At 65.0% G+C, this 17983-nt stretch carries 16 protein-coding genes and 1 riboswitch; of the genes, 9 read left to right on the forward strand and 7 right to left on the reverse strand.

Features of this window, described 5'->3' with window-relative positions:
• The first annotated feature begins 11 nt into the window (after positions 1 to 11).
• The 8 genes from AAFG13_RS32210 (at position 12) to uca (ending at position 9694) form a co-directional block, all read left to right on the forward strand.
• Positions 12 to 755, forward strand: coding sequence for an SDR family NAD(P)-dependent oxidoreductase (locus tag AAFG13_RS32210; RefSeq protein WP_342709292.1), 744 nt, complete (start codon positions 12 to 14; stop codon positions 753 to 755).
• 4 nt (positions 756 to 759) lie between these two features.
• Positions 760 to 1404, forward strand: coding sequence for a glutathione S-transferase family protein (locus tag AAFG13_RS32215; protein ID WP_342709293.1), 645 nt, complete (start codon positions 760 to 762; stop codon positions 1402 to 1404).
• 309 nt (positions 1405 to 1713) lie between these two features.
• Positions 1714 to 1824: riboswitch (guanidine-I (ykkC/yxkD leader) on the forward strand.
• Positions 1825 to 1902: 78 nt separating this feature from the next.
• Positions 1903 to 2976 carry a putative urea ABC transporter substrate-binding protein gene (locus AAFG13_RS32220; protein WP_342709294.1) on the forward strand — a complete coding sequence of 358 codons (1074 nt, stop codon included), beginning with the start codon at positions 1903 to 1905 and terminating at the stop codon, positions 2974 to 2976.
• A 46-nt stretch (positions 2977 to 3022) separates the two neighbouring features.
• Positions 3023 to 3841, forward strand: coding sequence for an ABC transporter permease (locus AAFG13_RS32225; protein WP_176529135.1), 819 nt, complete (start codon positions 3023 to 3025; stop codon positions 3839 to 3841).
• Positions 3838 to 4671, forward strand: a complete 834-nt coding sequence (locus AAFG13_RS32230; protein ID WP_342709295.1) for an ABC transporter ATP-binding protein — start codon at positions 3838 to 3840, stop codon at positions 4669 to 4671. The genes AAFG13_RS32225 and AAFG13_RS32230 overlap by 4 nt, the downstream gene beginning before the upstream one ends.
• Positions 4668 to 5513, forward strand: a complete 846-nt coding sequence (locus AAFG13_RS32235) for an urea amidolyase associated protein UAAP1 (RefSeq protein ID WP_342709296.1) — start codon at positions 4668 to 4670, stop codon at positions 5511 to 5513. Before AAFG13_RS32230 ends, AAFG13_RS32235 begins: the two co-directional genes overlap by 4 nt.
• Positions 5510 to 6148 carry an urea amidolyase associated protein UAAP2 gene (locus AAFG13_RS32240; RefSeq protein WP_342709297.1) on the forward strand — a complete coding sequence of 213 codons (639 nt, stop codon included), beginning with the start codon at positions 5510 to 5512 and terminating at the stop codon, positions 6146 to 6148. The genes AAFG13_RS32235 and AAFG13_RS32240 overlap by 4 nt, the downstream gene beginning before the upstream one ends.
• Before the next feature lie 3 nt (positions 6149 to 6151).
• Positions 6152 to 9694, forward strand: coding sequence for an urea carboxylase (uca, locus tag AAFG13_RS32245; RefSeq protein ID WP_342709298.1), 3543 nt, complete (start codon positions 6152 to 6154; stop codon positions 9692 to 9694).
• Positions 9695 to 9738: 44 nt separating this feature from the next.
• Here the strand turns inward: uca and AAFG13_RS32250 are convergent, their stop codons facing one another.
• Positions 9739 to 10329, reverse strand: a complete 591-nt coding sequence (locus tag AAFG13_RS32250; RefSeq protein WP_342709299.1) for an N-acetyltransferase — start codon at positions 10327 to 10329, stop codon at positions 9739 to 9741.
• 95 nt (positions 10330 to 10424) lie between these two features.
• Here AAFG13_RS32250 and AAFG13_RS32255 point away from each other — a divergent pair, with 95 nt between their 5' ends.
• On the forward strand, positions 10425 to 11339 hold the full coding sequence (locus tag AAFG13_RS32255) for a LysR family transcriptional regulator (RefSeq protein ID WP_342709300.1): 915 nt from the start codon (positions 10425 to 10427) through the stop codon (positions 11337 to 11339).
• Positions 11340 to 11415: 76 nt separating this feature from the next.
• Here AAFG13_RS32255 and AAFG13_RS32260 read toward each other — a convergent pair whose 3' ends face one another.
• The 6 genes from AAFG13_RS32260 to AAFG13_RS32285 all read right to left on the reverse strand — a co-directional run bounded on the left by AAFG13_RS32260 (position 11416) and on the right by AAFG13_RS32285 (position 17922).
• Complete coding sequence (locus AAFG13_RS32260; protein WP_342709301.1) at positions 11416 to 12111, reverse strand: ABC transporter ATP-binding protein; 696 nt, start codon at positions 12109 to 12111, stop codon at positions 11416 to 11418.
• Complete coding sequence (locus AAFG13_RS32265) at positions 12111 to 12860, reverse strand: ABC transporter ATP-binding protein (RefSeq protein WP_342709302.1); 750 nt, start codon at positions 12858 to 12860, stop codon at positions 12111 to 12113. The genes AAFG13_RS32260 and AAFG13_RS32265 overlap by 1 nt, the downstream gene beginning before the upstream one ends.
• The gene (locus AAFG13_RS32270) at positions 12857 to 14149 is read right to left on the reverse strand and encodes a branched-chain amino acid ABC transporter permease (protein WP_342709303.1); all 1293 of its coding nucleotides are present in this window, start codon (positions 14147 to 14149) and stop codon (positions 12857 to 12859) included. The genes AAFG13_RS32265 and AAFG13_RS32270 overlap by 4 nt, the downstream gene beginning before the upstream one ends.
• Complete coding sequence (locus AAFG13_RS32275) at positions 14146 to 15093, reverse strand: branched-chain amino acid ABC transporter permease (RefSeq protein ID WP_173638683.1); 948 nt, start codon at positions 15091 to 15093, stop codon at positions 14146 to 14148. Before AAFG13_RS32275 ends, AAFG13_RS32270 begins: the two co-directional genes overlap by 4 nt.
• 135 nt (positions 15094 to 15228) lie before the next feature.
• A complete protein-coding gene (locus AAFG13_RS32280) occupies positions 15229 to 16467 on the reverse strand; it encodes a branched-chain amino acid ABC transporter substrate-binding protein (protein WP_342709304.1) in 1239 nt (412 codons plus the stop codon).
• 231 nt (positions 16468 to 16698) lie between these two features.
• A complete protein-coding gene (locus tag AAFG13_RS32285) occupies positions 16699 to 17922 on the reverse strand; it encodes a TetR family transcriptional regulator (protein ID WP_342709305.1) in 1224 nt (407 codons plus the stop codon).
• Positions 17923 to 17983 lie beyond the last annotated feature (61 nt).

A 17983-nucleotide genomic window follows, 5' to 3' on the forward strand; every position in this document is an offset into this window, starting at 1 on the left:
GGAGATGTCCTATGGCCGAGACGAACAAGACTGCCTTATTGGTTGGCGCGGGCGATGCGATCGGCGCCGCGGTGGCGCGGCGCTTCGCCGCCGGCGGCTACACCGTCTGCATCGCGCGGCGCGATGCGGCGAAATCGAGTGCCCTGGTGGAGGAACTGACCGGCGCCGGAAGCCAGGTGCATGCGTTCAGCGTCGACGCGCGGCGCGAGACCGAGGTGCAGGAGCTTTGCGAGCGCGTCGAACGCGAGATCGGGCCGATCGAGGTTTGCCTGTTCAATGCCGGCTCGAACGTCAAGAAGGAGCTGCATGAGACCAGCGAAAAGCTGTTCTTCAAGGCCTGGGAGCTCGCCTGCTTCGCCGGCTTCCTGGTCGGGCGCGAGGCGACCCGGCACATGCTGCGGCATGGCCGCGGTACCATGCTGTTCACCGGCGCGACCGCGAGCGTGCGCGGCAGCAGCGGCTTTGCGGCATTCGCGTCCGCCAAGTTCGGCCTGCGCGCGGTCGCCCAGGCGATGGCGCGCGAGCTCGGGCCCAAGAATATCCATGTCGCACATCTGTTGATCGATGCCGGTGTCGACAGCCCGGCCATCCACCAGCGGATGAAGGCCGCCACCGGCGTCGACGCATCAGAGATCCCGCCGGACACGCTGACACGCACGTCATCGATCGCGGAGGCCTACTGGTTCGTGCACCAGCAGAGCCGCGACGGATGGAGCCATGAACTGGATCTGCGTCCCTCCGTCGAGAAATGGTGACGTCATGCCGGAGATGCTGACGCTATGGGGGGTGGGAACATCGCGGACGATCCGGGCCCATTGGGCGTTGCACGAACTGGGGCTGGACTATCACTGCAAGCCGATCCTGCCGCGCTCCGGCGAGACCAAGACGCCGGAATACACCCTGCTCAATCCGCGGCAGAAGATTCCCCTGCTGCAGGACGGCGACTTCACGATTGGGGAGAGTGCGGCCATCGTCGCCTATCTGGCGCGCCATTACTCCAACCCGAACATGTCGCTCGTTCCCGTCGAGGAGCGCGACTTTGCGCGATGGCTGGAATGGTGCTTCTTCATCGTGGCCGAGCTCGACTCGACCAGCCTCTATGTGATGCGCCGCCATGACGTCCAAGGCCTCGCCCACATCTACGGCCATGCTCCGGACGTCGTCGTGAAAGCGGCCGAGTATTTTCGCCAGCAGCTCCGCCATGTCGAAGTCGCCTTGTCGGACGGCCGCCAATATCTGATGGGCGATCAGTTCACCAGCGCGGATATCCTGCTGACGACCTGCCTGGTATGGGCGATCGATTACGGTGTCGGTGTCTGCGAGGTCGCAACGCCCTATCTCGATCGCGTCACGGCACGGCCGGCCTACACGGAAAGTGTCGCGATCAATACCGTGAAGAGCTGACCGGCCTCGCCATTCAGGGTTGGCGCTGCCGGGGACCGCCGATCTCGCATCCTGGCATCAGACCAAACCGGCCGTGCAGCCCGCGCCAGAGGCCGCCGCACAGTACGCTCAGAAGCTTGCGCATCGACTTCCCCTTCGACATCCGCCAGTTGCGATCCTGCTGGCGTCGTCGGCGGAATGACAGAGTCAATTCTGGGCAGGCCTGCGTAGTTTTTAAGCAGGGCGCGCTCGCGGCCGCGCGGCGCGCGCCGAAAAATCTCATGAGATTCAAACGCCGATGGTGTGGCACGCCTCGTGCATCAAGGGCATCGAGTTGGCCGCTAGGGTTCCGATCTTGCGAAGCAAGGTGCTGGTCCGAGAGCAGCCGCTTGCGGGGGAGACATCCCCGCAGGTGCACGGCGGGATAAAAGCCCGGGAGACCTCGTTAGCCAAGGGATTGGCGGAGCGATGGTCTTTTCGCCAGTCCCTTTTTGTGAAGTTTCGCAAGAGGGATCGGCAATGAACAAGTTCTCTTTCTTCCTCCGCTCTGTTGTCATCGGCTGCGCGATCGTGCTCGCGGCCGCATCCGTCGCTGACGCCGCACCGAAGAAAAGCTTCAAGGTCGCCTGGTCGATCTATGTCGGGTGGATGCCGTGGGGCTATGCGGCCGACACCGGCATCGTCAAGAAGTGGGCCGACAAATACGGCATCACGATCGAGGTCAAGCAGTTCAACGACTACGTCGAATCGATCAACCAGTACACCGCCGGCGGCTATGATGCCGTCACCATCACCAACATGGACGCGCTGTCGATTCCGGCGGCTGGCGGTGTCGACACCACCGCGGTCGTGATGGGCGATTTCTCCAACGGCAACGACGCCGTGATCCTCAAGAACAAGTCGGATCTCGCCGCGATCAAGGGCCAGACGGTCAATCTGGTCGAGTTCTCGGTGTCGCACTATCTGCTGGCGCGCGCGCTCGAGACCAGCAAGCTGAGCGAGAAGGACGTCAAGGTCGTCAACACCTCCGATGCCGATATCGCCGCCGCCTACAAGACATCAGACGTCAATGCGGTCGTGACCTGGAATCCGATCGTGACGGAAATCCTCGGCTCACCCGATGCAAAGAAGGTGTTCGACTCCTCGCAGATCCCCGGCGAGATCATGGACCTGATGGTGGTGAACACGGAGGTTGCCAAGGACAATCCTGATTTCGCCAAGGCGCTGGTCGGCATCTGGTATGAGACGCTGTCCAAGATGACGGCGAACGATCCCGCCGCGAAAGCCGCCAAGGAAGCGATGGCCAAGGCCTCCGGCACCGACCTCGCAGGTTTCGACAGCCAGCTCTCGACCACAAAACTGTTCGACAAGGCAACCGACGCCGAAGCGTTTACGCGCAGCCAGACCATCGGCGTGACCATGGACCGCGTCCGCAAGTTCCTGTTCGACAAAGATCTGCTCGGCAAGGGCGCGAAATCCGCCGATGCCGTTGGGATCGAGCTCGCCGACAAGTCGGTGCTGGGCGACAAGTCGAACGTCAAGCTGCGCTTCGACCCGACCTACATGGACGAAGTCGCCAAAGGCAAGCTTTGACGTCAAGCTCTGACGCGCATCGCGTCGCCTCAAGCAGGAGCCGGACATGCGACTTGTGAACATACGGCCGGGACGGCAGACGCGATTCTATCTGCTCGCGCTGCCGTTCGTATTGGTCGCAATCGCCTACTTCGCCGGCTCCAGCGCGCGGCTCACGCAAAACCCGAACGACAAGCTGCTGCCGGCGCTGCCCAGCATGGTGCAGGCCGTCAAGCAGATGGCGTTCGAGGTCGATCCGCGCACCGGCGGCTATCTGATGGCCTCCGACACCGTCGCCAGCCTGGGGCGACTGGGGTCGGCGCTGGCGATCTCGACGGTGGCGGCGCTCGTCCTCGGCATCGTGATCGGGCTGTTGCCGGGCGCCAATGCCCTGCTCGGGCCGTTCGTGTCGGTGACTTCGATGGTGCCGCCACTGGCATTGTTGCCGATCCTGTTCATCGTGATGGGGTTGGGTGAGAACTCGAAGATCGCGCTGATCGTGATCGGGACGCTGCCCTGCATGATCCGCGACCTCGCCATGAAGGTGCAGGAGCTGCCGCGCGAGCAGATCGTCAAGGCGCAGACGCTCGGCGCCTCGACCTGGCAGATCGCGCTGCGCGTCGCGATGCCGCAAACGCTGCCGCGGCTGATCGACGTGCTGCGGCTGCAACTTGGACCGGCGTGGCTGTTCCTGATCGCAGCAGAGGCGATCGCCTCGGATTCCGGGCTCGGCTACCGGATCTTCCTGGTGCGCCGCTATCTCGCGATGGACGTCATCATCCCCTACGTCGCCTGGATCACGCTGCTGGCGTTCCTGATCGATGTCGGCCTGCGCGTCACGCAGCGCAGGCTGTTTCCCTGGTTTGCCTCGGTGAGGGCGGAATGAGCGCGATCCGGTTCGACGACGTCTGGAAGGAATATGGCGATCACATTGTGCTCGAGCGCATCACGATGGAGGTCGAGCCGCGCGCCTTCATTGCGCTAGTCGGCCCGTCCGGCTGCGGCAAGACCACGCTGCTCCGGATGCTGCTCGGTGAGGAGCAGCCGAGCCGCGGCCAGATCATGGTCGACGGCAAGCCGTTGCGCGCCGAGCCGGATGCCGACCGCGGCGTGGTGTTCCAGCGCTACTCGGTGTTTCCGCATCTGACCGTGCTGCAAAACGTCATGCTGGGCCGCGAACTGCGCGACGCCAAATTCACCGCCCGGCTGTTCGGCGCCGCGCGCCGCGCCGCCACCGACGAGGCCGTGGTGTTGCTTGCCGAGGTCGGGCTCGCCGGTCAGGAGAGCAAATATCCATCTGCACTGTCGGGCGGCATGCAGCAGCGCCTCGCCCTCGCGCAGGCGATCATGCGCGGTCCAAAAATCCTGCTGCTCGACGAGCCGTTCGGCGCGCTCGATCCGGGGATTCGCGCCGACATCCATGTGTTGATGAAGCGGCTCTGGAACGAGACACATCTGACTATCGTGATGGTGACGCATGACCTCAGCGAGGCGTTCGGGCTCGCGACGCGCGTGATCGCGCTGGAGCGGCAGCGCAACCGGCCGGAGGAGCGCGAGCGCTACGGCGCCACGGTGTCACGCGACCTCGAGATCTTCCCACGCCGCAGCGCGGAGCCGCGGTCATCCGTTCAACCAGCTCCGATCGGGACGGCCCGGTCAGACAAGGAGCATCAGCCGGGACGGCCCGGCGCTCTCGTCTTGAAGGAGCAACCATGATCCTCACAGAGGAACAGAAGGCCGAGATCGCGGCGCATACCCGACGTTACAACGAGCTGAAGGCGGCAGGGCAGGAGCATGCGCCGCGGGCGCTGCCGGCGCCAACCGCGCGCGACGCTGCGTCGATCGCCACCGATGCGATCATCCATCGCGAGACGATTCCGGCCGGCTGGTACTGGACCACACGGCTGAACCGCGGCGACACGCTGCGTATCGTCAACAGTTCGGGGACATCGACCGTCAGCCTTCTTGCCTGGAACAGCGCCGACACCACCGAGCGGCTCAACCACGCCGACACCATCAAGGTGCAGTGGGCGGCGCGGCTGCAGAAGGGCCGCGTGCTGCTCTCGGACATGGGGCGTGCGCTGCTCGGCATCACCGAGGACAGCAGCGCCGCGCATGATGCCGTGGTCGGCGGCTCGACCGCGGCGACCAACCTGGCGAAATACGGCGAAGGGAGTTTCCGCAACACGAGCGACAATTTCGTTCTGGCTGCGGCGAAGCTCGGGCTCGATCGCCGCGACGTGCATCCCTGCGTCAGCTTCTTTGCACCGGTTGCGATCGAGGCGGGCGGCAGGTTCGTGTGGTCCGACGCACGCCGAGAGAAGGGAGACTTCGTCGATCTGCGTGCGGAGGTGGACCTGCTGATTGCGCTGTCGAACTGTCCGCATCCGCTCGATCCCGCGGAAAGCTATCCGCAGGCGAGCGTGGAGATCGTGCGCTACCGCTCGGCCAAGCCCGCCGCCGACGATTTGTGCCGCACTGCGACGGCGGAGGCGGTCCGCGCCTATCAGAACAACGCGCTGTATCTCGGCGAGACGAGCGAAGGAGACGTGCGATGACCACGCAATCCGCTCAGACCCGTGGCCGCGTCGTTCTCGACGTGGAAATTCCCGCGCGCAAGCCATGGTCGGCCATCATCCGCAAAGGCCAGACGCTGCGGATCACGGACACTCATGGCCAGCAGGCGGTCGATACGCTGTTCTATCGCGCCGACGATTTTGGCGAGCGGTACAGCGGCCAGGATACGTTGCGCGCGCAGGGCTCGGCCTATGTCGGGCTCGGCACCAGGATCATGTCCAATGAAGGCCGGGTGATGCTGCGCGTCACCGCCGACAGTTGCGGCCAGCACGATACCTCCGCCGGCGCCTGCTCCTGCGAAAGCAACACCGTGCGGTTCGGGCACCAGACCCGCTACCAGCACGCCTGCCGCGAGAATTTTGCGATCGAAGCTGCGAAATACGGCATGTCGAAGCGCGACATCGTGCCGAATTTAAACTTCTTCATGAACGTGCCGATAGATCCCGCCGGAAATTTCACCGTGGTCGACGGCGTCTCCAAACCGGGTGACGCCATCGAGCTGGTCGCCGAGATGGACGTGCTCTGCCTGATCTCGAACTGCCCGCAGATCAACAATCCCTGCAACGGCTTTTTCCCGACGCCGGTGCAGGTCACGATCTTCGAGCCGGAGGCGTGAGGCATGTTCAGCAAGGTCCTGATTGCCAACCGCGGCGAGATCGCCGGGCGGATCGGAAAGACATTGCACCGCATGGGCATCGGCTCGGTCGCGGTCTATTCCGACGCCGACCGCTTCACGCGGCCGGTGCTCGAGGCCGACGAGGCGGTGCGCATTGGTCCGGCACCGGCGGCCGAGAGCTATCTCAACGTCGATGCGATCATGGCTGCGTGTCTTGCGACCGGCGCGCAGGCGGTGCATCCCGGCTACGGCTTCCTGTCGGAGAACCGCCGCTTCGCCGAGCGGCTCGCCGAACATGGCATCAAGTTCATCGGGCCGCGGCCTGAGCATCTCGACGCCTTCGGCCTCAAGCATCGGGCGCGCGAGATCGCCGAGCGCAGCGGCGTGCCGCTGCTGCCGGGCTCCGGCCTGCTGGAGACCATCGAGGAGGCGGTGCGCGAGGCTGACAGAATCGGCTTTCCGGTGATGCTGAAAAGCACGGCGGGCGGCGGCGGCATCGGCATGCAGCTCTGCCACGACATGGCAACGCTGCGCGAGCGGTTTGAATCGGTGCAGCGCACGGCGCGGGCGAGCTTCGGTGATGCCCGGGTCTATCTCGAGCGGTTCGTCGCCCAAGCCCGCCACATCGAGGTGCAGATCTTCGGTAACGGCAAGGGCGATGTGGTCGCGCTCGGCGAACGCGATTGCTCGCTGCAGCGGCGCAACCAGAAGGTCTTTGAGGAGACCCCCGCGCCCGGTCTCTCCGCCGAGATCAGGCAACGGCTGCACGCGGCCGCGGTGTCGCTCGGCAAGGCGGTCGCTTACGAATCCGCCGGTACGGTGGAGTTCATCTATGACGTCGCGCGCGAGGATTTCTACTTTCTCGAGGTGAACACCCGCCTGCAGGTCGAGCATCCCGTCACCGAGCAGGTCACTGGCGTCGACCTCGTGGAATGGATGATCCGGCAGGCGGCCGGCGAGGATGTGCTGGGCGAGGCCGGCGCGCTCGCACCGAGGGGCGCGGCGATCGAGGTGCGGCTCTACGCCGAGAACCCGGGCGCAGGCTTTCGCCCGAGCGCGGGCAGGCTGACGCAGGTCGCGTTTTCGCCGGATGCGCGGATCGACGGATGGATCGAGACCGGCACCGAGGTCTCGCCGTTCTACGATCCGATGCTGGCCAAGATCATCGTGTCGGCCGAGACGCGCGAGGCCGCGATCGCAAAGCTGGCGAAAGCGCTGGATGACACGGTCGTTGCCGGCATCGAGACCAATCTCGATTATCTCCGCGCGATCGCGGCGTCTGACGTGTTCCGCGGCGGCAAGGTGGCGACCAGCGTGCTCGGCGCATTCGCCTATCGCCCCCGCACCATCGACGTCGTCGCACCGGGTGCGCAGAGTGGGGTGCAGGAATTGCCCGGCCGGCTGCATCTCTGGCATGTCGGCGTGCCGCCGAGCGGGCCGATGGATGAGCGGTCGTTTCGTCTTGCCAACCGCGTGGTCGGCAATCCGGAGACCACGACCGCGCTGGAGCTGACGGTCAACGGGCCGACCCTGCGCTTCAATACCGATGCGATCGTCGCGCTCGCGGGTGCACGCATGAAGGCATCGCTCGACGGTACCGAGGTCGCTCATGACGAGCCGGTCGCGGTGTGCGCGGGCCAGACGCTTGTCATCGGCAGCATCAAGGGCCCGGGCCAGCGCAGCTATCTCGCCGTGCGCGGCGGCATCGCCGTGCCCGAGATTCTCGGCTCGCGGGCGGTGTTTGCGCTCGGCGCCTTCGGCGGCCATGCGACCGGCTCGCTGAAGGCCGGCGAGGTGCTGCACATCGGTGCCGAGCGATCTGGCCTTGCCTTGCCGCGGCGCGCTGCGGAGGACGAGCGGCCGGAGCTGACTTCGGCGTGGCAGATCGGCGTGGTCTACGGCCCGCATGGTGCGCCGGATTTCTTCCTCGACGAGGACATCGAGACGCTATTCGCGGCGAGCTACGAGGTGCACTTCAACAGCGCCCGCACCGGCGTGCGGCTGATCGGGCCTAAGCCGCGCTGGGCCCGCGCCGACGGCGGCGAGGCCGGACTGCATCCGTCGAACATTCACGACAACGCCTATGCGGTCGGCTCGATCGATTTCACCGGCGACATGCCGATCATTCTGGGACCGGACGGACCGAGTCTCGGCGGCTTCGTCTGTCCGGCGGTCGTCGCGCGCGACGAGCTCTGGAAGATCGGCCAGCTCAGGCCCGGCGACACCGTCCGCTTCGTTCCGGTGAAACGCGACGATCCCGTCGCCGGCCCCACGGTGCTCCAAGCGCCCGAGCTCGGCGCGGCCATCGTTGGCCGCAACGATGATGGTCCGATTCCGGTGGTGTACCGGCGCGCCGGCGACGACAATCTCCTGGTCGAATATGGCCCGATGGAGCTCGACATCGCGCTGCGGCTGCGCGTGCATGTGCTGGCGCAGGCGCTGGAAGAAGCAAAACTCGGCGGCCTGATCGACCTCACGCCCGGCATCCGCTCGCTGCAGATCCATTATGACGGCACGGCGCTGTCGCGAACGAAGCTGCTCGACGTACTGCGAAAGATCGAGCGCGAACTGCCGCCGGTCGATGCGATGCGGGTGCCGAGCCGCACCGTGCATCTGCCGTTGTCATGGCGGGATCCAGAGGCCGAGCTTGCGATGCGCAAATATCAGGAGCTGGTGCGCGCGGATGCGCCGTGGTGTCCGTCGAATGTCGAGTTCATCCGGCGCATCAACGGCCTCGGCAGCGAGGATGATGTTCGCCGCGTCGTGTTCGACGCCGATTATTTCGTGCTCGGCCTCGGCGACGTCTATCTCGGCGCGCCGGTGGCGACCCCGCTCGACCCGCGGCATCGGCTGGTGACCACCAAGTACAATCCGGCGCGCACCTGGACGCCGGAGAACGCGGTCGGCATCGGCGGCGCCTATATGTGCATCTACGGCATGGAAGGGCCGGGCGGCTACCAGCTGTTCGGCCGCACCATCCAGGTCTGGAACAGCTGGCGCACCACGCGGGTGTTCGAGCCCGGCCATCCCTGGCTGCTGCGGTTCTTCGACAAGATCCGATTCTTCCCGGTTGACGCCGACGAACTGCTCGACGCCCGCGCCGCGTTCCCGCACGGGCAATACGACATCCGGATCGAGCAGGGCGAGTTCTCCTACGCCGACTATGCGAAGTCGCTGGCCGATGCGCGGCCATCGATTGCCGCGTTCAAAGCGACGCAACAAGCGGCGTTCGATGCCGAGCGCCAGCGCTGGCGCGAGATGAAGCTCGACGAGACGCCGGCGGAATCGATCGACGCGAGTGCCGTCGCGACCGGCATCCCCGATGGCCAGATCGGCGCCTTCTCGGAGGTGCCGGGCAATATCTGGAAGATCCTGGTCGAGGAGGGCGCCAAGGTCGCAGCCGGCGACGCGCTGGCCATCATCGAGTCCATGAAGATGGAGATTAGCGTGCACGCGCCTGCGGCGGGCCGCATTGCGTCGGTGCCGGTCAAGCCTGGCCAGACTTTGCGCGCCGGCGATGTCGTGGCGTTGATCCGGCCGGAGTAGATTCGGCCGCGTCGATCTGCTGCGGTCCCGCCCCCATCATGGCGCTATGGGGGACGATCGGACGGGAGCCGACAGCGCCACGCCTCGTTGGCAAGGAGCCGGCGCTGTCGGTCGGCGATGGCAGGCCATCCGGAGCGTACCACGCTGAGGACCGCAGCGTCGGCGGATGGACCTTCATCGCAAGCAAAATAGGCGCGAAGCCGTCCTTCGCAGCGGAAGCCGAGGCCGGTGTAGAGCTCGAGCGTACGCCGCAGGCGCCAATCCAGATGCACCTCGGCCCGCTCGACGGCGAGCACCTCGAAAGCATACCGCGTCATGAGATGCGCGACATGGCTGATGAGCAGGACCTCGTCCAATCGTCCGCTGCTCCAGATCGGTGCAAACCTCACCCGCTTCTCCTCCGGCTCGAGCGCCGCGAAAGCGGTAAGGCCGATGATGTCGCCTGACCCGGCGTCCTCGATCGCGAAGGTGGCCGTGACGTTCGCGCAGCTCAGCGTGGTTGCCATGCGCGCGGCCGCCGCCTGGCCGGAGCCGCCGCGATCGAGCTGCCGAAGCATGCCGGCGTCCCCGAGCGGCTTTACCCGCGAGATCTCAGAACCGTAGATCCTGGTCAGCAGGGTGCGGTCGGTGGCCAAGGCGGCATGGCTGTCTACGAATTGCATGCCCTATTGACGCATCGAACCAACATGCCGTCAAATGACCGGAATGGCAGTTCATATGCGGATTGGTCATGTCCCTGAATCCGAGACACGTCGACCTGTTTCGCGAGGTCGTGCGTCACAACGGAATCACCAAGGCGGCCCTGAGCCTGCGGATCGGGCAGCCTTTCGTCAGTCGCGCTATCGCGCGGCTGGAGCGCGAGATCGGCTTCGCGCTGTTCGAACGCGGGCGCGGCGGCGTCACGTTGACGCCGGAAGGCGAGATATTCCTGCATGAGGTGGAGCGCAACCAGGCCGGGCTGGAGTATCTGGCGCGTGCGGCGCGCGGTATTCGCGCGCGGGGCAGCGGGACGCTGAGGATCGCCTGCCTTCCAGCATTCACCTATTCGTTGATGCCGCGGATCGTCAGCAAGTTCTCCAGGAAGAACCCCGGCATCATGCTGTCGGTCGCCGTGCACAGCCCTGAACGGGTCTGGAGCCTGGTTGCTGCAGGCCAGTGCGATGTCGGGCTGGCGCGACCCCAGTCGGGCTTTGCAGCGGTCGACGACGAACTGCTGATGACGACCGACGCCATCTGCGTGCTGCCGCGTCAGCACCGGCTGCGGTCCAAGCGATTGATCATGCCAAAAGACCTGCACGGCGAGGCGATGATTGCGGCAGCCCCGGGCGCGCCGCACCGATCGCGCCTCGAACGCGCCTTCGAAGACGCCGGGGCCGAGGTCAGAACGGTGGCGGAGATTCAGTACAGCATGCAGCGCTGCGCTCTGGTTGCGCAGGGGCTGGGCTTCTCGATCGTCGATCCCGTCGTGGCGCGGGATTTTGCCAGCGCCCGGATCGTGCTCAAGCCGTTCACGCCGCGGCTGGAGATCACCACCGTGCTGCTGTTTCCGTCGCAACGGCCGCGCAGCCGTCTTGCGCTCGAATTCTGCGACCTGCTTCGCGCCGAGACCGCGGAATACAGGAAGCCCGCCCGCACTCCGGCCTGAACCGATCCGCGCCGCTTTGCCCGGATGTGGTGTTGTCCCGTGATCCGCCGCCGTCGGTCACGAGCGGGGAACCCCCTCACACCTCCAGCCATTCCTCGCGGACGGCGGCATTCGCCTTGAGCTGGTCGGGGGTGCCTTCGAACACGACGCGGCCGTGGCCCATGATGTAGACCCGGTTCGAGATCTTCATCGCGATCGACAGCTTTTGCTCGACCAGCAGGATGGCGACGCCGGCCTTGGCGATCCGCGCGATCAGCTCGCCGACCTGCTGCACGATTAGCGGCGCCAAACCTTCGGTCGGCTCGTCGATCATCATCAATTCGGGATCGCCGAGCAGGGTGCGGCAGGTGGTCAGCATCTGCTTCTCGCCGCCCGACAGCACGCCGGCCGGCGTGTCGGCGCGGCGGGCGAGGTTGGGAAACATGTCGAGCATCTCCTGCAGCCGCCACTTGCCGGGGCGGCGCGGGTCCTTGATGCCGAGGATCAGGTTCTGGCGCACCGTCAGGCTCGGGAAGATGTCGCGATGCTCCGGCACATAGCCGAGGCCGAGGCGGGCGATCTTGTGGCTCGGCAGGCCCGCGATGTCCTTGCCCTTGAAGCGGATGGTGCCTTGCGGCGGCACCTCGCCCATGATCGCCTTGACGGTGGTCGAGCGGCCGACGCCGTTGCGACCGAGCAGGCTCACCACCTCGCCGGCGGCGATGTCGAGATCGACGCCCTGAAGGATGTGGCTCTTGCCGTAATAGGCGTGGAGATTCCTGACTTCGAGCATCAGTCGACCTCCTCGCCGAGATAGGCTTCCTTGACCTTCGGATTGCCGCGGATCTCTTCCGGGGTGCCGGAGGCGATGATGTGGCCGTAGACCAGCACCGAGATGCGGTCGGCGAGGCCGAACACCACGCTCATGTCGTGCTCAACGATCACGAGCGTGCGTCCTTCGGTGAGGCGGCGGATCAGCGCGACGGCGCGCTCGGTCTCGGCGTGGCTCATGCCCGCGGTCGGCTCGTCCAGCATGATGACGCTGGCGCCGCCGGCGATCGTGATGCCGATCTCGAGCTCGCGCTGCTCGGCATAGGTGAGCAAGCCCGCCGGCACGTCGCGGCGATGGCTGAGATGGATGTCGTCGAGGATCTGCGCGGTGCGCTGCTTCACCTCGGGGAGGTTGTCGACATTCTTCCAGAACGCGTAGCGGTGGCCGGTCGCCCACAGCACGGCGCAGCGGACGTTCTCCCACACCGTCATACGGGCGAACACGTTGGTGACCTGGAACGAGCGCGACAGCCCGCGCCGGTTGATCTCGAACGGCCGCAGGCCCGAGGTGACCTCGCCGTTGAGACGGATCTCGCCCGAGGTCGGCTTGATGTAGCCACTGATCAGGTTGAACGTCGTCGACTTGCCGGCGCCGTTCGGGCCGATGATGGCGTGACGCTCGCCCTTGGCGACGTTCAGGCTGAGGTCGCGGATGATCTGGACGTTGCCGAAGCTCTTCTCGACGGCGTTGACTTCGATGGCTGCGGTCATGCCAGATACCCCCGATCACGGGCCACCGTCGCGGCGCGATCCCAGGCTTCCGCAATGCGTCGCCAGGTGATGCGCGCGACCAGGAAGCCGCCGACCACCAGAACCGCGGCGGCCGCCCAGGTCGTCGGCGCCGTGGCGGCGAAGGGAATGCCGAGCAGATTGATGGCGTCGCCGCCCGAGAAGCGCGCGACCGTCTCGATGCTCAGGATGATGCCGAGCGCCAGCGCCAGCGTCGGGATCGCCGCGACCAGATAGGACGGGATCACGGCACCAAGCGTGCCGGCGCGGATCAGCGGACGGTGCTTCATCAAGATGCCGGCGATGCCGCCCGGCGCGAACATCACGATGGCGATAAAGATGATGCCGAAATAGAGCTGCCAGACCGAGGTGACGTTGGTCAGCCCGAGCTGCAGATAGGTCACCAGGATGGCGCCGAGGATCGGACCGAAGAAATAGGCGGTGCCGCCGATGAACGCCGAAAACAGCACGAGGCCCGATTGCGTCGCGCCGAGATAGGCGGAGTTGGCGATCTCGAAATTGATCGCGGCGAGGCCGCCGGCGATGCCGGCGAAGAAGCCGGCGAACATGTAGGCGAGATAGCGCACCACATGCGGATCGTAGCCGATGAACTCGACCCGTTCCGGATTGTCGCGCACCGCGTTGCAGATGCGCCCGAGCGGCGTGCGGGTCAGCGCGTACATCGCGATCGCGGAGATCAGCACCCAGAACGCGATCAAATAGTAGACCTGGATCTGCGGCCCGAAGGTCCAGCCGAACAGCGGCATCAGCGAGGTGCGGTCGGTGGTGATACCGGATTCGCCGCCGAACACGCTGCGCAGGATCAGCGACGACGAGGCGACCAATTCGCCGATGCCGAGCGAGATCATCGCGAACACCGTGCCGGCGCGCTTGGTCATGACCCAGCCGACCAGCAATGCGAAAGCCATGCCACCGATGCCGCCCATGAGCGGGATCACTGGCAGCGGGATCGGCCAGTTGTGGCTCGCGACCGCATTCATGGCGTGCACGGCGAGGAAGCCGCCGAGGCCGTACTGCACGGCGTGGCCGAACGACAATAGCCCGGTCTGGCCGAGCAGGATGTTGTAGGACAGCGCGAAGATGATCGCGATGCCGATCAGGCTGAACGAGGTCAGCGAGCCGCCGGAGGAGAAGATCAGCGGCAGCACGACGAGTGCTACGGCTGCGATCAGCCAGATGCCATAGAAGCTCAGGGCGCTGGCGGACTCTTCTTTGGCCGCGGCGGAGGTGGGGATAGCGGCGTTGCTCATGACTCGCGCGTCCCCAGCAGGCCCATGGGGCGGAAGATCAGCACCAGCACCAGCAGCAGATAGGGCAGGATCGGCGCGATCTGCGCGATCGTGACGTTCCAGATGTCGGTCAGCGGCGAGGCACCGAGGCTCGGATCGAGCGGCCCGAACACGCTGGCGAGCGAACCGTTGAGCGCGACCGCAAAGGTCTGGATCAGCCCGATCAGGAGCGAGGCGATGAAGGCGCCGGGCAACGAACCGAGGCCACCGAACACGATGACGACGAACAGGATCGGCCCGAGCAGCGCGGCCATGTCGGACTGCGTCACCAGCGAGGGACCGGCGATCACGCCGGCAAGACCCGCCAGCGCGCTGCCGACGCCGAACACCAGCATGAACACGCGGCCGACATTGTGACCGAGATGGCCGACCATGCTCGGATGGGTCAGCGCGGCCTGCACGATGAGGCCGACCCGCGTCCGCTTCAGCGTGACCAGGAGCGCGATGAAGATCACGACCGAGACCACCAGCATGAAGATCTTGTAGGCGGGGTAGTTGGTGGAGAACACCGTGAAGGCCGGAAAGTCGAGCGCCGCCGGAACCCGATAGTCGACCGGGCTCTTGCCCCAGATCATCGAGACGATTTCCTCGATGGCGAAGGCCAGACCGAAGGTCAGCAGCAGCTCGGCGACGTGGCCGTGCTTGTGGGTGTTGCGCAGGCCGTAGCGCTCGACGCCCATGCCGACCACGCCGACCAGGAGCGGTGCGATCACCAGCGCCGGCCAGAAGCCGATCCAGCGGGTGAGCTGAAAGCCGAAGAACGCGCCCAGCATGTAGAAGCTCGCATGCGCGAAGTTGAGCACGCCCATCATGCTGAAGATGACGGTGAGTCCGCTGGACAGCAGAAACAACAGCATGCCGAACAGCACGCCGTTGAGTGTCGAGATGACGATGAGCTCAGCCACGGCGCACCCGCTTGAGACTGGAACGGTTCACGTGATCAATAACCTGTCGATGAAATGAGCTACGGCACCACGACGCTGCCGGAAGGCGAACGCCTCCGCAACCCTGTGGTCGCGGAGGCGCCTTGCAGCGGCCGATCAGGGCCGCTTCATGTTGCAGGTGGTCGGAAGCACCGTCTGATCGGTGTCGATCCTGGAGACGATGTGCCAGCCCCAGCCGGTGTTCTCTTCGTCGAACGGCTCCTTGGCCTTGTCGGCCAGCGAGCCGAACGAGGAGATGATGATCGGCTGGAAGAACTGGTGGTCGTCCTTGCGCATGAAGCCGTCGCCGCCGTCGAACACTTCGAACTTCATGCCCTCGAGCGCGGCCGCGACTTTCACCGGATCGATCGAATTGGCTTTCTCGGCGGCGGCCTTGAACATCCGCATCTCATTGACGGCGCGCGGATACCACACGGAAATGCCGGTCTTGGCGCGGAAGTCCTTCTCGAAATCCATCGCCGCCTTGTTGCCGGAGTTCGGGACGCCTTCGCTGATCTGGAACACCTGGTTCTCGAGACCGGTCTGCTTGATCGCAGTCGGTCCACCGGCGCCGCCGGCATAATATGTGTACCAGTTGACCTTGAGGCCGGCATCGGCCGCGGCCTTCAACAGCAGCGCGAAGTCCTGTCCCCAGTTGCCGGTCACGACGGTGTCGGCGCCGGACGCCTTGATCTTGGCGATGTAGGGCGAGAAGTCGGTGACCTTGAGCATCGGGTGCAGCTCGTCGCCGACGATCTGGATGTCCGGACGCTTTTCGCCCAGCATCTTGCGCGCTTCCGATCGCACCGACTGGCCGAACGAGTAGTCCATGTTGATCAGATAGACCTTCTTGATCGACGGCTGGCCCTTCATGTAGTTGGTCAGCGCGGCCATCTTGATGTCCGAGTTCGCATCCCAGCGGAAATGCCAGTAGCTGCACTTCTCGTTGGTCATGCTCGGATCGACCGCGGCGTAGTTGAAGTACAGCACTTCCTTGCCGGGGTTGCGCGAGTTGTTCTTGGTGACGAAGTCTTCCAGCGCCGCACCGACCGACGAGCCGTTGCCCTGGGTGATGTAGTGGATGCCGGCGTCGACCGCCTTCTGCGCCTGCACCAGGCTTTCCTGCGGATTGGTCTTGTTGTCGAGCGGGACGATCTCGACCTTGTGGCCGAGGATGCCGCCTTTGGCGTTCAGCTCGTCGGCGAGATACTGAAACGTCTTCAGGCCGCCTTCGCCAACGCTGGCGCCGCCGCCGGAGAGCGGATCGATATAGCCGATCTTGATGGATTCCTGCGCGGACGCCGCGCCTCCCAACACCGTCAGCGCTGCCGCGGCGGCAACGATCAGCCTATGCATCCTGCGTTCCTCCCTTGCTCATGTTCTGATTGATCTTAAGCGATCGAGGCCGTCTCATAACCCCAATTGCCGCGCCTTCGCAACTTTCGCCTTGAATATGGCGTCAAGTTTTAGCGGAAGGTAGTATGATGTTATAGGCTATATGTCCTCAGAATTGGTCGCTGTTTTGAATTAGCAGTAAACTTTCGGATGAGACCTGCGCCCGCCCGCCCAGCATTTTGGAACCGATGCTCAAGCCGGATGTCGCCGCGGCTTGAGTCCCGAGAGAAACAACCGCGCGAAATGATCGGCGATCTCGGCTGGAGACCAGTCACGCCTGGTCCTGAACCAGATCGGATACCAGTGGCCCATTCCGGTCAGAATACGCTCGGCGAAGTAGGTATCGATGCGGCGGAAGCGGCCCTCGTCGATCCAGCGCTGATAGCTGTCCTGGTCCCGCCGGATCGTCGCCAGCACCTCGCCGACATAGGCTTTCCGGTCAATTTCGTTGAGATAGTTGATGTTGTGGTAGGTCGCCTTCGGGCCGCAGGGCGTGTCGTGCAGCATCAACAGCAAGCGGATTCTCTGCACGATGTGATCGAATGCGCCGAGGCTGTGTTCTTGCAGGTGCTCGCGGATGCTGATCTCGCCGGCGAGCCCGCGCCGCAGGCAAGCCAACAACAGGCTCTCCTTTTCGCTGAAGTGATAGTAGATGCCGGCGCGGGTCATGCCCGCATCCGCGGCGATGCTCTCGAGCGACGTGCCTGACGCGCCCCTGCGGTTGAAGCTGTCGGAGGCAATCGAAAGCATCCTGTCGAACTTCGCGGCCCGCTTGTTCAACGCCGCGCGCGACTCCAGGAATGGGGCAAGGCTGAGCGGTTCGGGCATCTCGGGAACCGCGATCTCGCGCCGGTAAACCCCGTGCGTGATGATGTCATCGATGGCATCGATCGCCTGCTGGCGCGTGTAGTAGTCGCGTTCGGACAGCCAGAACGGAACCCAGTCCAGGATGGAGATGAGCGCCACCGCCGTGAGCAGCGGTTCGTCGCAGGCGATCGAGCCGTCCGCTACGCCCCGATCCAGAATCTCCGCAAGCCAGGCGGCATTCTGCCAGCGCTTGGCATGGACTTCGCTGCTGTAGGGCGCCGCCAGCGCATCGATATCGGTGAACAGGATCATGCGCTGGGCTTCGGACCGCAGCCGGCCGCGCACAAAGCGCCTGACGATCTCGAGCCCGTCGATACCGGGCTCGGCCGCCGCCTCCATCTCGCGCCTGTAGATCGCGAGGCCGCGCAGGTAGCAATGAAAGATCAGGTCTTCCTTGTCGCGGAAGTGATGATACAGCGCGCCCGGCACGGCCTGTACCGCCGCCGCAACCTGCTCCATCGTGACATTGGCATAGGAATGGCGGGCAAACAGCCGGGATGCAGCGACCAGAATCTCTTCAGCTCGACCTGTCAGCGCAGCGACTTGCAAGCTCCGATGCCCTTTCCGGTTGCCGGATGCCAATCCTGACGGGAGATAATCCTCTCGGCAT

Source organism: Bradyrhizobium sp. B124 (assembly GCF_038967635.1).
In the GTDB taxonomy this organism is placed as follows: Bacteria; Pseudomonadota; Alphaproteobacteria; order Rhizobiales; family Xanthobacteraceae; genus Bradyrhizobium.

Excerpts from the sequence above, each read along its gene's own strand:
- uca (WP_342709298.1), top strand. The coding sequence starts at position 6,152 with ATGTTCAGCAAGGTCCTGATTGCCAACCGCGGCGAGATCGCCGGGCGG.
- AAFG13_RS32215 (WP_342709293.1), top strand. The coding sequence starts at position 760 with ATGCCGGAGATGCTGACGCTATGGGGGGTGGGAACATCGCGGACGATC.
- AAFG13_RS32260 (WP_342709301.1), bottom strand. The coding sequence starts at position 12,111 with ATGCTCGAAGTCAGGAATCTCCACGCCTATTACGGCAAGAGCCACATC.
- AAFG13_RS32265 (WP_342709302.1), bottom strand. The coding sequence starts at position 12,860 with ATGACCGCAGCCATCGAAGTCAACGCCGTCGAGAAGAGCTTCGGCAAC.
- AAFG13_RS32280 (WP_342709304.1), bottom strand. The coding sequence starts at position 16,467 with ATGCATAGGCTGATCGTTGCCGCCGCGGCAGCGCTGACGGTGTTGGGA.
- AAFG13_RS32210 (WP_342709292.1), top strand. The coding sequence starts at position 12 with ATGGCCGAGACGAACAAGACTGCCTTATTGGTTGGCGCGGGCGATGCG.
- AAFG13_RS32220 (WP_342709294.1), top strand. The coding sequence starts at position 1,903 with ATGAACAAGTTCTCTTTCTTCCTCCGCTCTGTTGTCATCGGCTGCGCG.
- AAFG13_RS32235 (WP_342709296.1), top strand. The coding sequence starts at position 4,668 with ATGATCCTCACAGAGGAACAGAAGGCCGAGATCGCGGCGCATACCCGA.
- AAFG13_RS32225 (WP_176529135.1), top strand. The coding sequence starts at position 3,023 with ATGCGACTTGTGAACATACGGCCGGGACGGCAGACGCGATTCTATCTG.
- AAFG13_RS32255 (WP_342709300.1), top strand. The coding sequence starts at position 10,425 with ATGTCCCTGAATCCGAGACACGTCGACCTGTTTCGCGAGGTCGTGCGT.
- AAFG13_RS32270 (WP_342709303.1), bottom strand. The coding sequence starts at position 14,149 with ATGAGCAACGCCGCTATCCCCACCTCCGCCGCGGCCAAAGAAGAGTCC.
- AAFG13_RS32240 (WP_342709297.1), top strand. The coding sequence starts at position 5,510 with ATGACCACGCAATCCGCTCAGACCCGTGGCCGCGTCGTTCTCGACGTG.
- AAFG13_RS32230 (WP_342709295.1), top strand. The coding sequence starts at position 3,838 with ATGAGCGCGATCCGGTTCGACGACGTCTGGAAGGAATATGGCGATCAC.